This is a genomic window from Roseovarius bejariae (assembly GCF_009669325.1).
Taxonomy (GTDB): Bacteria; Pseudomonadota; Alphaproteobacteria; order Rhodobacterales; family Rhodobacteraceae; genus Roseovarius; species Roseovarius bejariae.
Genome location: NZ_SZWE01000001.1, coordinates 977,429 through 992,173, shown reverse-complemented (window position 1 = coordinate 992,173; position 14,745 = coordinate 977,429). Strand labels below are relative to the sequence as shown.

The window sequence follows — 14,745 nt, the reverse complement described above, 5'->3', positions numbered from 1 at the left end:
ATGGCGGCGTAATCGCACCGTCGCGGGCCTCTTAACATGACGCTTCTGTAAAAGAACAGGACGCTTTAGCGCAGTTAGCGCAACCAAGCCGAAGTTAGCGCAACCAAGTCTTGGTCGGCGTAATAGGTTCCCTCATCTCGTGGTTGAATGGTGAGTCAATTTAGCCATTCCTAATGTTTTTTTGTCTGAATTGTGGTGGTCGGGTGGCCCGATTCGCACTTTGGGATTGATTGTAAAGGCAAAAAAAGCGCATACTCGCGGAAAAAAGCAGGCAACAAGAGCAGTGATAAGGAAAATAGCATGTCTAAGATCGCCCTTGTGGACGACGACAGGAATATTCTGACGTCCGTCTCCATGACTCTCGAGGCGGAAGGCTTTGAGGTGGAAACCTACAATGATGGCCAGCAAGCGTTCGATGCCTTTAGTAAGAAATTGCCGGACATGGCCGTTCTGGATATCAAGATGCCGCGTATGGATGGCATGGACCTGTTGCAGCGTATTCGGCAAAAAACATCGATCCCCGTGATCTTCTTGACCTCCAAGGATGATGAAATTGACGAGGTTCTGGGCCTGCGCATGGGTGCCGACGATTATGTGAAAAAGCCTTTTTCACAACGCCTTTTGGTCGAGCGTATCCGTGCGCTTCTGCGGCGTCAGGATGCCGTCGCCGGCGAGGTCGTGGGGGATACCGAGGAAACCAAAGTGATCGAACGCGGCGAGTTGCGGATGGACCCGCTGCGCCACGCGGTCACGTGGAAGGGGCAGGATGTTGCCCTGACCGTGACGGAGTTCCTTCTTCTGCAGGCTCTCGCGCAGCGCCCCGGTTTTGTCAAAAGCCGTGACCAGTTGATGGATGTGGCCTATGACGATCAGGTCTATGTGGACGACCGCACGATCGACAGCCACATCAAGCGCCTGCGCAAGAAACTTCGCATGGTCGATCCCGAGTTCTCGGCAATCGAGACACTTTATGGTATCGGTTATCGGTACAACGAAGAATAATGACTCTGGTCGAGGGGGTACACGTGCGCGATCTTCCGTCCCACAAGGATGACGACGTTGTCCTTGGGGATGACTTTGTTGCACCGGATAATGTCGTCGAGGACGAGCTGCGCGTTCGTCGCGAGCGGCGCGGGTTCTTTTCCCTGCGTGAATCCTCCCTCACTCGGAAAATCATTACCTTCAACCTGATCGCACTGAGCGTTCTGGTGGCAGGGATTCTTTATTTCAATTCCTCGCGAGACAGTCTTGCCCTGCAACGTGCAAACAGTCTTGTGTCCGAGGTTGAACTCATCGCCGATGTCTTCGAGGCGCAGCTTCCCTCGGGTGGGCCCGTCAACTTGGTATCGGGTGACGGTATCGACGTTGGTGAAACGTTGAGTGGGCTAGATATTCAACAAGGTGTCGAGGTTTTTGTTTTCGACCCGGCTGGTACATTGGCGGGGCAGACGATCGGCACGCGCCCACAAGCCGAAAACCCTGTTGGTGAAAAGCCCACATCCATCACCGATGCTTTGATCAAGGTTTGGAACTGGTTGTCTGTGCCCTTCGATGCACTGGCCGGTGAGAAAGACCAAACATCGACTCGGGCTCAGGCTCAGGCCCTTGTTGGACCCACACTGGAATCCGACACACAGATTGTAACGGGTGAGATCGACGGAGCCACTATATTCCTGGTCGCCAGTCCGGTGATGCAAGGTGGCCGGCCCGTTGCCGTTGTCTCCATGGCGAGCGCAAGCGGTGAGATTGACCGCGTCGCCGCCGCCGAGCGTGAACGTGTGTTGCAGATGTTTCTTGTCGCTACTCTCGTTTCCGTAGGGTTGAGCCTGATCCTTGCGTCCACGATCGCCAACCCACTGGCCGATTTGGCGTCGGCGGCCGAAATCGGTGGGGACCGTGACCGTCGTAGCAATCGTGGCGGGCGCATCCGCATCCCCGATCTGACCGCGCGACCAGACGAAATTGGCCGGTTGTCTGGCGCGCTCAGGGGGATGGTGGCAGCCCTCTACCATCGGATCGACAGTAACGAACAATTTGCCGCTGACGTTGCGCATGAAATCAAGAATCCTCTGGCCAGCTTGCGTTCAGCCGTCGGAACGATGCGGGTTGCAAAACGGGACGATCAACGCGAAAAACTTTTGCAGGTCATTGAACATGATGTTCGCCGCCTTGACCGATTGGTGAGCGATATCTCGAACGCATCCCGCTTGGATAGTGAACTGGTCAAGGAGGAGCAGGAGCCCTTCGACCTGATCACGATGCTCAGCAATATTGGCAATTTCCTTGGCGAAGAAGCGGAAAAGAAGGGTATCGAGTTCATTACCGATTTCCCCAAAGACCCAATAGTCTTTACGGGGCTTGAAGCCCGGCTTGCGCAGGTCTTTGTCAATTTGATCACCAACGCGATCAGCTTCTGCGAAGAAGGCGATGCCATCCGTGTCTGGATTCGCAAGCGCGACAACCGCGTTCTGGTCGTGGTCGAGGATACCGGCCCCGGCATTCCCGAGCAGGCCTTGCTGAAGATTTTCAAGCGTTTTTATTCCGAGCGGCCCAGTAACGATTTCGGCAATAACTCGGGGCTTGGCCTTTCGATCTCGAAACAGATCATCGAAGCGCATGACGGTGTGATCTGGGCCGAGAACATCCGCCCGAATGATGCCGATCCCAGTTCCGAACCCTTGGGTGCACGATTTGTCGTCGGTCTTCCCGTTTGATCCCAGCTGGTTACGTGCAGGGATAGTAGGGTGATGAATCAGGACAGCAATGGCCACATCCTTCATGCGACTTCCGTCGCCGTTGATGGGCGGGCTGCCTTGATCCGAGGCCCTTCCGGGTCAGGAAAATCTGGCCTTGCCCTGCAACTGATCGCATATGGCGCATCCTTGGTGTCTGATGACAGAACCTGCATTAGCCGCCAAAACGAGCAGATCATACTGAGCGCACCTAAGGCTCTGCATGGCCTCATCGAGGCGCGCAGTGTGGGTATCCTGTCTTCCCCGGTACTTCCGTCCGCGCCTCTGGCCTTGATCGTGGACCTAACACAGACCGAAGATCATCGCTTGCCGCCGTTTCGCGAGGATACACTGCTGGGATTGAGCGTGCCTGTCATAAGAAAAACTGACGCCGACCATTTTCCTGCGGCGATCATGCTGTATCTTCGACATGGGCGCGTTAACTGAATAGGGGGCGGGATGACCGCGGCGACTTTCTCATCTAAGGGCAATCGGCTTGTCCTCGTCACGGGCCCGTCCGGTGCCGGGAGGACGACGGCAATCCGTGCGCTTGAGGACATAGGATATGAGGCGATTGACAACCTGCCGCTGTCCCTTTTGCCCCGCCTTCTGGATGGTCCCGCTCCGACCAAGCCGTTGGCCCTTGGTGTCGACACACGCAACCGCGATTTTTCGACCAATGCGCTGATTGAAGCGATCGATCAGATTGGCGGCATGGCCGATACGCCCATGCAGGTTCTCTACCTGGACTGCCGCCCCGAGATACTGATGCGGAGGTTCTCGGAAACCCGCCGCCGCCATCCCTTGGCTCCGGCAGAGAATGCCGAAATCGGCATCGCACGAGAGTTTGACCTGCTTGGCCCCATCAAAGCCCGTGCCGATATGCTGATCGATACTTCCGAAATGTCGCCACATGATCTGCGCGCCGAGCTTGACCGTTGGTTCGCACCGAGCAGCACGGGGCAATTGGCGGTATCGGTCCAGTCGTTTTCCTACAAGCGAGGGTTGCCGCGCGGATTGGATATCGTGTTGGATTGTCGCTTTCTGCGCAATCCCTATTGGGAGGAAGGCTTGCGCATACTCGACGGGCGGTCTCCGGAGGTAGCAGATTACGTTAAACAGGATGGGCGCTTCGAGGCGTTCCGACAAAAGATCATCGGACTGGCCGAACTTCTGCTACCGGCGTATGAGGCCGAGGGGAAGGCCTATCTTTCTATCGGTTTCGGATGTACTGGAGGACAGCACCGTAGCGTCACAATGACAGAAACCTTGGCACAAGCCCTTGCAGACAGCGGCTGGCAAGTGTCAATAAGACACCGAGAGCTGGAACGGCGCGGAAAAACCGCTTCGGACAGATTTATCGTTGTTGATAACGCGCAAGCCCGGGGGGAATGACGGTAGTGATCGGTATCGTGATCGTGGCGCACGGCGGACTCGCCCGGGAGTATCTGAGCGCGATTGAACACGTCGTCGGGCCGCAGGTCGGCATCAAAGCGATTTCGATTGGCGGGGATCATGACCGCGCTGCCAAGCAAGCCGAAATTTGTGCTGCGGCGGATGAGGTCGATACGGGCGATGGTGTCTTGATCGTGACGGATATTTTCGGGGGGTCTCCTTCGAACCTGTCGCTCAAGGCCTGCCGCCCAACGGATCGGCGCATTCTTTACGGGGCGAACCTGCCCCTCTTGATCAAACTGGTCAAAAGCCGTCATCTGCCGCTCGGTGAAGCCGCCCGTGCGGCTTTGGATGCAGGGCGGAAATACATAGACAGCCATAATGTACAGGCGGATAACGCGGGAGAGGGTTGAGTGCGCATGTCTGAGCAGACCATTAGACAGTTGAAGATAGTGAACCAGAAAGGGCTGCATGCGCGCGCTGCGGCAAAACTTGTGGAGGTGGTCGAAGGTTTCGATGCAACCGCCGAGGTTTCTCATGATGGGCAGTCCACGAATGCCGATAGCATCATGGGCCTTTTGATGTTGGCAGCGTCGAAAGGAAAGACTATTGACGTCGAGACTTCGGGACCCGATGCCGAGGCTTTGGCCGACGCGATCGAGGCCCTTGTGGCCGACCGGTTCGGCGAAGATATGTAAAAAGGCCGTGCCATGGCGCGACGGAACGGGAAGAGCACTTTGGCTGAAAGGCAAGATGAACACGCCATAGACGAAACCGGCGAGACGGTGAACTTCACCAAGTATGACCGTCGCAGTTTGACCTATGCCAATTCTTTCGACACGCCCGCCACGGCATTCACCATCCGGACGATAGAGTGGTTTACAGGTAAGCTGTCTATTCTGCGGATGATCCGCAAGTTTGAAAAGCGTGGGGCCCCTACCGGGCAGGCGTTTTGGCGTGCGGCCCTCGATACAATGGGCATTGATCTTCTGACTCCCGACGAACAGTTGGACAATATTCCGACGGATGGCCCGGTTGTCGTGGTGGCCAATCACCCGCATGGCCTTGTGGATGGCATGATCCTTGCCGATCTGATTGGCCGTAGGAGAACCGATTACAAAATCCTGACCCGCGCACTTTTGACTGGCATTGACGAGGTTGCGGCGTCCTACATGATTTCGGTGCCTTTCCCGCATGAGCCTGACGCACAGCGTAAATCGGTGGAGATGCGAGCCAAGGCCATGGCGCACCTGAAAGAGGGGGGATTGATCAGTGTCTTTCCCTCGGGGGTCGTCGCCTCCTCTGATAGCCTCATGGGTCCGGCCATTGAGCGTGAGTGGAATGTCTTTACCGCCCAGATGATCCGCCGCTCGGGCGCGCAGGTAGTGCCGATCTATTTCCCCGGCGCGAATTCCCGCTGGTACCAGATGGCCAACCGTATATCGGCCACCCTGCGGCAGAGTTTGCTGCTGCATGAAGTCGTACACAGTTGCAACAACCCGCAAAAGCCCGTGGTGGGGGCGCCGATTTCGCCGGAGCGGATGAAGATGTTGGAAAGCGACCCGCGGGGGTTCATGACATGGCTGCGGGAACACACCCTATCACTGGCGGATAACGGGCCTTCGGGGGCCTGACACGAAACGAAATGTTTCATCGTCAGACCGCGAAGAGGCTGATAAATCACCAAAAATTTGATATGCAAAAAGGGATCCCGCAGGGGTGGATCGTACTGCGGCGTGTCTTGTTCATGCCCTTTGGAGGTATTGTATGGTCGGGCAGCATGTGATTTTGACTTTGGGGCGAAGTGGGTCGAATGCCTTGGTCAACCTGCTGAACCAGCACCCTGAAATCATGAATTATGGTGAGGTTCTGGGCGATTGGAACCCGATCCGAAAGATGCAGCGCCGACTTGGAGCCTTTAAAGAGGATGATGCGGCATATCTGGACTTTTGCTTGGGGAATCCGTGGGGGCATCGCCTGGCCTTCGCGGGACGGTCGGCACAAAGGCGTATCAAGCGGCGGCCTCGTGATGGTAAACGCCTGTCGCAGGTGCGCCAGATCGGGATCAAGGATTTTGCCCTGCATTTTCAAAACCTTGGTATCATTGACTATCTGGCACAGCGGCCTGACATCAAGGTGATCGGGCTGGAGCGGGCCAATCTATTTGACCGCATGATCTCAAACGCTTTGCTGGAAGCCTCGGGCGTGGTGGAAATTCGCGAGGGGCAGGGCGGACCGGCGGAGACAAAATTGCACATGGAACCGCAGAACGCATTGAACGCGCTTGAGGTGATCGAGGGGGAAAATATCATTCTGAATCAAATGCTTGCAGGCATACCGCAAGAGCGCCGCATGCATGTTCGGTATGAAGATTTCTTTGCAGGGCCGCAACAAACAGCGGCAATCATGGATGATCTGCATCGCTTCCTTGAGGTGGCACCGTTCAAGCCCGAAGTGCGGATGCGCAAGATCGTTCAAGGCCGGTCGATTGACCGGCTGGCCAATCGAGACGAGGTGATCGAGGCGCTAAAAGGCACGCGATTTCAGAGGCTTATAGACGATTAGCGCGTCGGGACGGGCTCTTCTCCACGGTAGTCATAGAACCCGCGGCCCGTCTTGCGGCCAAGCCATCCGGCCTCGACATACTTGGTGAGCAGAGGACAGGGGCGATACTTGGTGTCGGCTAGGCCGTCGTGCAGTACGTTCATGATCGCCAGGCAGGTATCTAATCCAATGAAATCAGCAAGTTCCAAGGGGCCCATGGGGTGGTTGGCGCCCAGTTTCATGGATTGGTCGATGGATTTGACGGTGCCGACACCTTCATAGAGGGTATAGACCGCCTCGTTGATCATCGGCATCAGGATTCGATTGACGATGAAGGCCGGAAAATCCTCGGCGCTGGCGGCCGTTTTCCCAAGTTTTTCAACAACTTGAAGGCAAGCGTCATAAGTGGCTTTGTCGGTGGCAATACCACGGATCAATTCCACCAGTTGCATCACCGGAACGGGATTCATGAAGTGAAAGCCCATGAAGCGTTCGGGGCGGTCGGTGCCGCTGGCCAAGCGGGTGATCGAAATCGACGAGGTGTTCGAGGTCAGGATCGTATGATCCTGTAGGTGTGGTACAAGCTCTTGAAAAATAGCGGTTTTTACGGCTTCTTTCTCGGTTGCGGCCTCGATCACGAGGTCGGTTTGCCCCAGATCGGTGAGGGTCAGGGTGGGGGAAATGCGCGCAAGGGCGGCATCCATATCCGCTTGGGTCATCTTATCCCGGCTGACCTGACGTTCCATGTTCTTGCGCACCGTGGCCAGACCGGCATCGAGCGCCTCCTGCGAAATATCGTTGAGCAGGACATTATATCCAGCAATTGCAAGGACATGGGCGATGCCGTTGCCCATCTGGCCCGCGCCGATAACGCCGATTTTCTGGATTTCCATGGGGTGCCCTTCCGCTTGGTTTGGGCAGAGCATAGGCCCCCGAACCGGGGCGCTGCAAGGGCAGGTTTCAATCAAAAGGCCCGCCAATGTGGCGGGCCTTTATTTTCGTACGAGTCGTACGTTTTATATGCGAGTTTCGTACGAAAATCCGGGGGTGCCCCAAAACTTTCGTACGAGTCGTACGAAACGTCGCTGTTAACCCAGCTTCTCGGTCAGTTCCGGCACCGCCTCGAAGAGGTCGGCGACGAGGCCGTAATCGGCCACCTGGAAGATCGGCGCTTCTTCGTCCTTGTTGATCGCGACGATGATCTTGGAGTCTTTCATACCGGCGAGGTGCTGAATGGCGCCCGAGATGCCGATGGCCACGTAAAGATCAGGGGCGACCACTTTGCCGGTCTGACCCACTTGCCAGTCGTTCGGCGCGAAGCCCGAGTCGACAGCGGCGCGCGAGGCGCCGACAGCGGCGCCGAGCTTGTCGGCCAGTTTCTCGATCAGGGCGAAGTCCTCTTCGGAGCCGACACCGCGACCACCGGACACCACGACACCCGCCGAAGTCAGTTCGGGACGGTCGGATTCGGCAACCTTGTCTTCGACCCATTCGGAGAGGGCGGGATTGTCGCCTGCGCCGATGGTTTCAACCGAGGCCGAGCCCCCCATGCCAGCGGCATCGAAGGTGGAGGTCCGGAAGCTGATGACCTTCTTGGCGTCTTTCGACTTGACCGTCTGCACGGCGTTACCGGCATAGATCGGACGCTCGAAGGTATCGGCATCGACGACGCCCGAGACATCGGTGATCACCATGACATCCAGAAGCGCCGCAACGCGGGGCAGGATGTTCTTGGCGTCTGTGGTGGCGGGGGCAACGATGTGTTCGTAGTCACCGGCCTGTGCGGCGATCAGCGCGGCCACGGGCTCGGCCAGGCGGTGACCGTAAAGGTCATCCTCGGCGCAGAGGACCTTGGCGACACCGTCGATCTTGGCGGCTTCCTCGGCGGCGGCGGCGCAGGTGGCCCCGGCGCAGAGAACGGTCACGTCGCCGAGTTTCGCGGCGGCGGTCACGGCCTTGGCGGTTGCGTCAACGGCCAGTTCGCCGTCGTTGATTTCAGCAATCAGAAGAACAGACATTACACGGCCCCCGCTTCTTTGAGTTTGGCAACCAGCTCGTCCACCGAGCCGACCATTTCACCGGCCTTGCGGGCCTCGGGCTCGTCCGTCTTGACGATTTCGAGGCGCGGGCTGACGTCGACGCCGTAGTCGGCGGCGGTTTTCTCGTCCAGCGGCTTTTTCTTGGCCTTCATGATGTTCGGCAGCGAGGCATAGCGCGGCTCGTTCAGGCGCAGGTCGGTCGAGATGATGGTGGGCATCTTGACCTTGATGGTTTGCAGACCGCCATCAACCTCGCGGGTGACGACGGCATGGTCGCCTTCGACATCCACGTTGTTGGCATACATCGCTTGCGACCAACCCAGAAGCGCCGAGAGCATCTGCCCGGTGGCGTTCATGTCGTTGTCGATCGCCTGTTTGCCTGTCAGGACAAGGCCCGGCTGTTCTTCTTCGACGACCTTGGCAAGGATCTTGGCCACGGCCAGAGGTTCGATGTCGGTGTGCACGTCATCGGCGGCTTCAACCAGAATGGCGCGGTCGGCGCCCATGGCGAGCGCGGTGCGCAGGGTTTCCTGGCTTTGCTTGACGCCGATGGATACGGCGATCACTTCGTCGGCCTTGCCGGCCTCTTTCAGGCGAATGGCCTCTTCGACGGCAATCTCGTCAAAGGGGTTCATCGACATTTTGACATTGGCAAGATCGACACCGCTGCCGTCCGCCTTAACGCGGACCTTCACGTTGTAGTCGATCACGCGTTTGACAGGCACTAGAACCTTCATTGGCATGGTCTCCCTTAAATTGACGGAGAGCCGCGATGCGACTCTCCCAAAAGCTCTCCGGGTCGTTGATATAGCCTTGTTACATCGTGAAACAGGGCAAAATCGTCACGTTACCGTCTTGCGACGTCGCGTTTCCGGTTTGAACGCAAGAATCTTTCAAGAATGTGTCGAGTTTTCCGCCGCTTCGGCGTTGCCTCAGCGGTTCGCGCCTTGCGGGGCTCCGCCCTTCCGGTTGCCGGTGCCTCCCCCGGAGGCCCCGCCGCTTCGGCTTTGCCTCAGCGGTTCGCGCCCGGAACCCACAAAACATCCTCTTTGCCGTTGTCGTTGGAGACGCGCGAGGCGACGAAGAACCAATCGGACAGGCGGTTGAGATATTTCACGGCGGCCGGATTGACGTGCTCGACCGTGGCCAGTTCCACGGACAGGCGTTCGGCCCGGCGCGAGACGGTGCGGCAAAGGTGGAGCTGTGCGGCAAGTGCCGTGCCACCCGGCAAGATGAAGCTGCGCAGGGGTTCAAGCGCGGCGTTCATCGCGTCGATTTCGGATTCGAGGCGGGCGACCTGTGCGTCGGAAATGCGCAGCGGGGTATATTCGGCCTCGGCGTCCTTTTCCATGTCGGGGCGGCAGAGATCGGCGCCCAGATCAAAGAGGTCGTTCTGGATGCGGGCGAGGGCCTCGTCGGTTTCACCCGTGGCGTGCTGACGGGCAAGGCCCACGGTGGCGTTCACCTCGTCCACGGTGCCATAGGCGGTGACGCGCATGGAATGCTTGGCCACCCGCGCGCCATTGCCAAGCGCGGTTTCGCCGTGATCCCCTGTTTTCGTGTAGATTTTATTGAGTACGACCATGATTTACCCCCCCGAGCGGAACCAGAGAAAGAAGAGAATGAGGCAGACCGCCACGAACTGCATGATGATCCGCCATTTCATCATGCGGTTGGATTTCTTGGCGGAGTCGATATCGCCCTTGCCGAAGTGGCTGATCCCGAGGGCCAGAATCACCACGACCGCCAGCATCGCCGCTGCGGCCACAAGGAATACGGGATCGTTCATCATCGCGGGCATCCTTTTATGACGTCTTGGGCCATGTAGAGCCTACAGGACGAAAAGCGAAGGTGAAATGGTGACGCGGGGCTTTTACCCCTTGGAGACCAGCCAATCCAATGCGCGGGCGGGCAGGGCGCGCCGGGCAAGGCCCATGGCATGGGTGGGCGCGGTCACATAGTAGCGCGCCTTGGGGCGGGGATGGTCGAGGGCGTGGATCAATTTGCGGGTAACGGCGGAGGCGGGCCATTGCGGGCCGCTGCTGCTGCCTTCGTAGAGTTGGGTGAGAAGGTTGTCGCGGTATTGGTCGGCGCGGGCCGAGTTCTCCCAGTCGATCCAGCGTTCGAATTCCTTGATCGCGTTCTTGCGGAAATCGGTCTCGATCGGGCCGGGGTCGATGATGGAAACCTTGATGCCGGTCTCGGCCATTTCAAGGCGCAGGGCGTCGGTGAGGCCTTCGAGGGCGAACTTGGTGGACACGTAGGCGCCGCGCCATTTCATGGCCACAAGGCCCAGAACGGAGGAGCATTGCACGATCCGGCCATGCCCCTGGGCGCGCATCACCGGGATGACCTGTCGGGTCAGGTCGTGCCAGCCGATGAGGTTGGATTGAAAGATGGTGCGCAGGGCCTCGGTCGGGATGTCCTCGACCGGGCCGGGGATGGCGTAGGCGCCGTTATTGAACAGCGCATCCAGCGTACCGCCGGTGGCGTCGAGGACCTCGGCCAGACCGTCGCGCAGGCTGTGTTCGTCGTTGTAATCCATGCGCGGGCTATCGAAGCCCTCGGTGCGCAGGCGGTCGCAGTCTTCGGCCTTGCGGCAGGCGGCGAAGACCCGCCAGCCGCGGGCGCGCAGGGTGTGGGCCGCGTCAAGGCCGATGCCGGTGGAACAGCCGGTGATCAGGATGGTTTTCGCGCTCATGGAGGGAGCTATGGCCCGCACGGGCGCGCGATGCAATCAGTTTGCGGCGGTGACCAGCCAATCGGCCATCCAGCCGACGCGCCCCGTTTCCGCATTGCGCAGTTTGATCCAGCCATTGCCGGGGTCGCGCAGGACGATCACCTTGTCATCCTTGTACAGTTTGCCGGTGCGCCCGTATGTCGTGCCGGGGCCGCTGCGCATGTTGACCACGGTGCCGGTCACGCGGCGGATGTCGCGGGGTGGCTGGACCGTTTCGGTGTCCGGGGCGGTGGCAAGGGCGGCTTGATCGACGCTTTGCGATGCCACGCCGGACAGGCTGGCGGCGGCGACGGCCTTGGCGACGTGATCGGGCAGGGGGGTGTCTTTGGCCCCTCCCGTGGCGACGGCCTTGTTTACCTTGGCGATGGGGGCTTTCTCGGGGGCTGGGGATTCGACGCTGGCGAGGCTGATCTCGAACCGCTGACCGCCGGACAGGTCCAGATCGGCCAGCGAGGTGATGGAGCGGGTGACGGTTTCTTCCTCGGCGCGGTCGCCGTTTGCGGCCACGCGCGTCACATCAACCTTGACCGGGCGTGCCTTGGGGCGCGCGTTATCGAGTTGCGCGCGGACCTGAATGGAATTGGTGACCGGCGCGTAATCGGCGCCGCCGCTCAATTCATAAAATGACCACCCCAAAAAGGCGAAGCTTATCAAAATAAAGCGCCACATTGCGCAATCCCCCCGGATAAACACACTCTTGAACAGATAAAGTACAGCTTACACGATTCGCCCCTTCGCTTCATGGGAAAAGGTGAATTCTTTCCCTCCAATCCGCTTTACGCGGATTCGCGGGGGCGGTATCACATCATCTATGAGTGATTTGCTGGATGACCCCAATATCGGCCCCGAGGCTGTGTCGGAACCGCTGCGCCGTGCAATCGGTGAGCGCTACCTGACCTATGCCCTGAGCACGATCATGCACCGTGCGCTACCCGATGCGCGTGACGGGTTGAAGCCCGTGCACCGGCGGATTCTGTTCGCGATGCGCGAGTTGAAACTGAGCAGCGCCGGGGGTTTCCGCAAATCCGCCAAGATCAGCGGCGACGTGATGGGGAACTACCACCCGCACGGGGACGCGGCGATTTACGATGCCATGGCGCGTCTGGCGCAGGATTTCGCGGTCCGCTATCCGCTGGTCGACGGGCAGGGGAACTTCGGCAATATCGACGGGGACAACCCGGCGGCCAGCCGGTACACCGAGGCACGGATGACCGCCGTGGCCGAGGCGATGCTGAACGGCCTGAACGAGAATGCCGTCGATTTCCGCGATAACTATGACGGGACGCTGACCGAACCGGCGGTTCTGCCGGCGTCGTTCCCCAATCTGCTGGCCAATGGGTCGAGCGGCATTGCCGTGGGGATGGCCACCAATATTCCGCCGCATAACATCGGTGAGCTGGTCGATGCCTGTCTGCATCTGATCAAGACGCCCGATGCCCGCGACGATACGCTGCTGAATTATATTCCCGGCCCGGACTTTCCCACCGGCGGGGTGATCGTGGAGCCGCCCGAGAATATCGCGCAGGCCTATCGTACCGGGCGCGGGGCCTTCCGCCTGCGCTGTAAGTGGGAGGTCGAGGACCTTGGCCGCGGGCAATGGCAGGTGGTCGTTACCGAGATTCCCTATCAGGTGCAGAAGAGCAAGCTGGTCGAGAAGATCGCCGAGTTGATCCAGACCAAAAAGGTGCCGATCCTCGCGGATATTCGCGACGAAAGCGCCGATGACGTGCGGATGATCCTTGAGCCGCGATCCAAGAACGTCGACCCCGAGGTTCTGATGGGGATGCTGTATCGCAACTCGGACCTTGAGGTGCGGTTCAGCCTGAACATGAACGTGCTGATTGATGGCGTCACCCCAAAGGTGTGCAGCCTCAAGGAGGTTCTGCGCGCCTTCCTTGATTTCCGGCGCGAGGTTCTGATCCGTCGCAGCCGCCACCGGATGGCCAAGATCGACCACCGGCTGGAGGTGTTGCAGGGGCTTATCACGGCCTTCTTGAACCTTGATCGGGTGATCGAGATTATCCGCTATGACGACGACCCCAAGGTGGCGTTGATGTACGAGGATTGGAGCCATGTGCATCAATCCACCCTGAGCCGCGCGATGGACGAGTCCGAGTATCGCTCGCCGTTGGCGGGTGTCGATGTGAAATCGCTGGCCTTGATTGCCGACCCCGAGATGGAGGCCACGGGCGTTCTGTCGGAAAGCGCGCCCGAGCGGGCCGTGCCGCATAGTTACGCGGGCCGGGAAAACGGCCTGTCGGATGTGCAGGCCGAAGCGATCCTCAACATGCGCCTGCGGTCCTTGCGGCGGCTTGAGGAAGAGGCGCTTGTCAAGGAACGCGATGCCTTGATGGAAGAGCGGGCCGAGTTGGAAGACCTGCTTGAGGATGAAAGCCTGCAATGGGCGGCGATTGCCGATCAGTTGCGCGAGGTAAAGAAGACCTTTGGCAAGGATTACGTTCTGGACGGTCAGAACGTGGGCGCGCGCCGGACCCAGTTCGCCGAGGCCGGCGAAGTGGAAGAGGTGCCGCTGGAGGCGATGATCGACCGCGAGCCGATCACGGTTGTCTGCTCCAAGATGGGGTGGATCAGGGCGATGTCGGGGCATATCGACCTGACCCGCGAGTTGAAGTTCAAGGATGGCGACGAGGGGCGGTTCATCTTCCATGCGGAAACCACCGACCGGCTGTTGGTCTTTGGCAGCAACGGGCGGTTCTATACCCTGAGCGCCGCCAACCTGCCCGGCGGTCGCGGGATGGGGGAGCCGGTGCGCCTGATGGTGGACCTGCCCAACGAGGTGGAAATCGTCGATCTGTTCATTCACAAGCCGGGCCGGAAGCTTTTGGTCGCCTCCTCGGCGGGGGACGGGTTTGTCGTGAGTGAGGACGATGTCGTGGCCCAGACCCGGACCGGCAAGCAGGTGTTGAACGTGCGCGGCGAGGCGTCGGCGCGGGTCTGTACGCCGGTGACGGGCGATCACGTGGCCTGTGTGGGGGAAAACCGCAAGGTTTTGATCTTCCCGGTGGAAGACCTGCCCGAGATGGGCCGGGGCAAGGGCGTGCGGTTGCAGAAGTACAAGGACGGGGGCCTTAGCGATGCGGCGACCTTTACGCTGGCCGATGGGCTAAGCTGGCTTGATCCGGCGGGGCGGACGCGGACGGAAACCGAGCTTGCCGAATGGATGGGCAAACGTGCCGGTACGGGCCGGATGGCACCGCGCGGTTTCCCACGGGATAACCGCTTTACCTGACAGTTTGCCTGCCTGCACCGGGGCATCGGCGCGGGGCGCTAGGGC

The 14,745-nt window shown here is 59.4% G+C and carries 16 protein-coding genes; 9 read left to right on the top strand and 7 right to left on the bottom strand.

Annotated elements, in window-relative coordinates:
• Nucleotides 1-300 precede the first annotated feature (300 nt).
• The 8 genes from FDP25_RS04695 to FDP25_RS04660 all read left to right on the top strand — a co-directional run bounded on the left by FDP25_RS04695 (nucleotide 301) and on the right by FDP25_RS04660 (nucleotide 6,692).
• Nucleotides 301-1,002, top strand: a complete 702-nt coding sequence (locus FDP25_RS04695) for a response regulator transcription factor (RefSeq protein WP_154149408.1) — start codon at nucleotides 301-303, stop codon at nucleotides 1,000-1,002.
• Nucleotides 1,002-2,714, top strand: coding sequence for a sensor histidine kinase (locus FDP25_RS04690; RefSeq protein WP_154149406.1), 1,713 nt, complete (start codon nucleotides 1,002-1,004; stop codon nucleotides 2,712-2,714). The genes FDP25_RS04695 and FDP25_RS04690 overlap by 1 nt, the downstream gene beginning before the upstream one ends.
• A 33-nt stretch (nucleotides 2,715-2,747) precedes the next feature.
• Nucleotides 2,748-3,179 carry an HPr kinase/phosphorylase gene (locus FDP25_RS04685; RefSeq protein ID WP_154149404.1) on the top strand — a complete coding sequence of 144 codons (432 nt, stop codon included), beginning with the start codon at nucleotides 2,748-2,750 and terminating at the stop codon, nucleotides 3,177-3,179.
• A 12-nt stretch (nucleotides 3,180-3,191) separates the two neighbouring features.
• Nucleotides 3,192-4,127 carry an RNase adapter RapZ gene (rapZ, locus tag FDP25_RS04680; protein ID WP_154149402.1) on the top strand — a complete coding sequence of 312 codons (936 nt, stop codon included), beginning with the start codon at nucleotides 3,192-3,194 and terminating at the stop codon, nucleotides 4,125-4,127.
• Between the two features lie 5 nt (nucleotides 4,128-4,132).
• Nucleotides 4,133-4,540, top strand: coding sequence for a PTS sugar transporter subunit IIA (locus tag FDP25_RS04675; RefSeq protein WP_343032066.1), 408 nt, complete (start codon nucleotides 4,133-4,135; stop codon nucleotides 4,538-4,540).
• Nucleotides 4,541-4,546: 6 nt separating this feature from the next.
• Nucleotides 4,547-4,825, top strand: a complete 279-nt coding sequence (locus tag FDP25_RS04670) for an HPr family phosphocarrier protein (protein ID WP_154149398.1) — start codon at nucleotides 4,547-4,549, stop codon at nucleotides 4,823-4,825.
• 12 nt (nucleotides 4,826-4,837) lie between these two features.
• Nucleotides 4,838-5,761: a lysophospholipid acyltransferase family protein gene (locus FDP25_RS04665; protein ID WP_154149396.1), complete on the top strand. Its 924-nt coding sequence runs from the start codon at nucleotides 4,838-4,840 to the stop codon at nucleotides 5,759-5,761.
• A gap of 133 nt (nucleotides 5,762-5,894) precedes the next feature.
• Nucleotides 5,895-6,692 (top strand): sulfotransferase, encoded by a 798-nt coding sequence (locus FDP25_RS04660; protein ID WP_154149394.1) that lies wholly within the window; start codon nucleotides 5,895-5,897, stop codon nucleotides 6,690-6,692.
• On the opposite strand, the gene FDP25_RS04655 is transcribed toward FDP25_RS04660, so the two are convergent.
• From FDP25_RS04655 to FDP25_RS04625, 7 genes are all read right to left on the bottom strand, one after another.
• On the bottom strand, nucleotides 6,689-7,564 hold the full coding sequence (locus tag FDP25_RS04655; RefSeq protein WP_154149392.1) for a 3-hydroxybutyryl-CoA dehydrogenase: 876 nt from the start codon (nucleotides 7,562-7,564) through the stop codon (nucleotides 6,689-6,691). The two genes, FDP25_RS04660 and FDP25_RS04655, sit on opposite strands and share 4 nt — an antisense overlap.
• 195 nt (nucleotides 7,565-7,759) lie before the next feature.
• Nucleotides 7,760-8,689 (bottom strand): FAD-binding protein, encoded by a 930-nt coding sequence (locus FDP25_RS04650; RefSeq protein ID WP_154149390.1) that lies wholly within the window; start codon nucleotides 8,687-8,689, stop codon nucleotides 7,760-7,762.
• Complete coding sequence (locus FDP25_RS04645; RefSeq protein ID WP_154149388.1) at nucleotides 8,689-9,447, bottom strand: electron transfer flavoprotein subunit beta/FixA family protein; 759 nt, start codon at nucleotides 9,445-9,447, stop codon at nucleotides 8,689-8,691. The genes FDP25_RS04650 and FDP25_RS04645 overlap by 1 nt, the downstream gene beginning before the upstream one ends.
• Before the next feature lie 275 nt (nucleotides 9,448-9,722).
• Entirely contained in the window at nucleotides 9,723-10,295 is a 573-nt protein-coding gene (locus tag FDP25_RS04640; protein ID WP_154149386.1) for a cob(I)yrinic acid a,c-diamide adenosyltransferase, read from the bottom strand.
• Between the two features lie 3 nt (nucleotides 10,296-10,298).
• Nucleotides 10,299-10,502, bottom strand: coding sequence for a twin transmembrane helix small protein (locus FDP25_RS04635; protein ID WP_154149384.1), 204 nt, complete (start codon nucleotides 10,500-10,502; stop codon nucleotides 10,299-10,301).
• Nucleotides 10,503-10,583: 81 nt separating this feature from the next.
• Nucleotides 10,584-11,411, bottom strand: a complete 828-nt coding sequence (locus FDP25_RS04630) for an SDR family NAD(P)-dependent oxidoreductase (RefSeq protein WP_154149382.1) — start codon at nucleotides 11,409-11,411, stop codon at nucleotides 10,584-10,586.
• Nucleotides 11,412-11,447: 36 nt separating this feature from the next.
• Nucleotides 11,448-12,119, bottom strand: coding sequence for an SH3 domain-containing protein (locus tag FDP25_RS04625; protein ID WP_154149380.1), 672 nt, complete (start codon nucleotides 12,117-12,119; stop codon nucleotides 11,448-11,450).
• Between the two features lie 142 nt (nucleotides 12,120-12,261).
• Here FDP25_RS04625 and FDP25_RS04620 point away from each other — a divergent pair, with 142 nt between their 5' ends.
• Nucleotides 12,262-14,700: a DNA topoisomerase IV subunit A gene (locus FDP25_RS04620; RefSeq protein ID WP_154149378.1), complete on the top strand. Its 2,439-nt coding sequence runs from the start codon at nucleotides 12,262-12,264 to the stop codon at nucleotides 14,698-14,700.
• The last annotated feature ends 45 nt before the right edge of the window (nucleotides 14,701-14,745 follow it).

What these genes read in the sequence shown, in the direction of transcription:
- FDP25_RS04695 (WP_154149408.1), top strand. Translation starts at nt 301, where the DNA reads ATGTCTAAGATCGCCCTTGTGGACGACGACAGGAATATTCTGACGTCC.
- FDP25_RS04690 (WP_154149406.1), top strand. Translation starts at nt 1,002, where the DNA reads ATGACTCTGGTCGAGGGGGTACACGTGCGCGATCTTCCGTCCCACAAG.
- FDP25_RS04685 (WP_154149404.1), top strand. Translation starts at nt 2,748, where the DNA reads ATGAATCAGGACAGCAATGGCCACATCCTTCATGCGACTTCCGTCGCC.
- rapZ (WP_154149402.1), top strand. Translation starts at nt 3,192, where the DNA reads ATGACCGCGGCGACTTTCTCATCTAAGGGCAATCGGCTTGTCCTCGTC.
- FDP25_RS04670 (WP_154149398.1), top strand. Translation starts at nt 4,547, where the DNA reads ATGTCTGAGCAGACCATTAGACAGTTGAAGATAGTGAACCAGAAAGGG.
- FDP25_RS04665 (WP_154149396.1), top strand. Translation starts at nt 4,838, where the DNA reads ATGGCGCGACGGAACGGGAAGAGCACTTTGGCTGAAAGGCAAGATGAA.
- FDP25_RS04660 (WP_154149394.1), top strand. Translation starts at nt 5,895, where the DNA reads ATGGTCGGGCAGCATGTGATTTTGACTTTGGGGCGAAGTGGGTCGAAT.
- FDP25_RS04655 (WP_154149392.1), bottom strand. Translation starts at nt 7,564, where the DNA reads ATGGAAATCCAGAAAATCGGCGTTATCGGCGCGGGCCAGATGGGCAAC.
- FDP25_RS04650 (WP_154149390.1), bottom strand. Translation starts at nt 8,689, where the DNA reads ATGTCTGTTCTTCTGATTGCTGAAATCAACGACGGCGAACTGGCCGTT.
- FDP25_RS04645 (WP_154149388.1), bottom strand. Translation starts at nt 9,447, where the DNA reads ATGAAGGTTCTAGTGCCTGTCAAACGCGTGATCGACTACAACGTGAAG.
- FDP25_RS04640 (WP_154149386.1), bottom strand. Translation starts at nt 10,295, where the DNA reads ATGGTCGTACTCAATAAAATCTACACGAAAACAGGGGATCACGGCGAA.
- FDP25_RS04635 (WP_154149384.1), bottom strand. Translation starts at nt 10,502, where the DNA reads ATGATGAACGATCCCGTATTCCTTGTGGCCGCAGCGGCGATGCTGGCG.
- FDP25_RS04630 (WP_154149382.1), bottom strand. Translation starts at nt 11,411, where the DNA reads ATGAGCGCGAAAACCATCCTGATCACCGGCTGTTCCACCGGCATCGGC.
- FDP25_RS04625 (WP_154149380.1), bottom strand. Translation starts at nt 12,119, where the DNA reads ATGTGGCGCTTTATTTTGATAAGCTTCGCCTTTTTGGGGTGGTCATTT.
- FDP25_RS04620 (WP_154149378.1), top strand. Translation starts at nt 12,262, where the DNA reads ATGAGTGATTTGCTGGATGACCCCAATATCGGCCCCGAGGCTGTGTCG.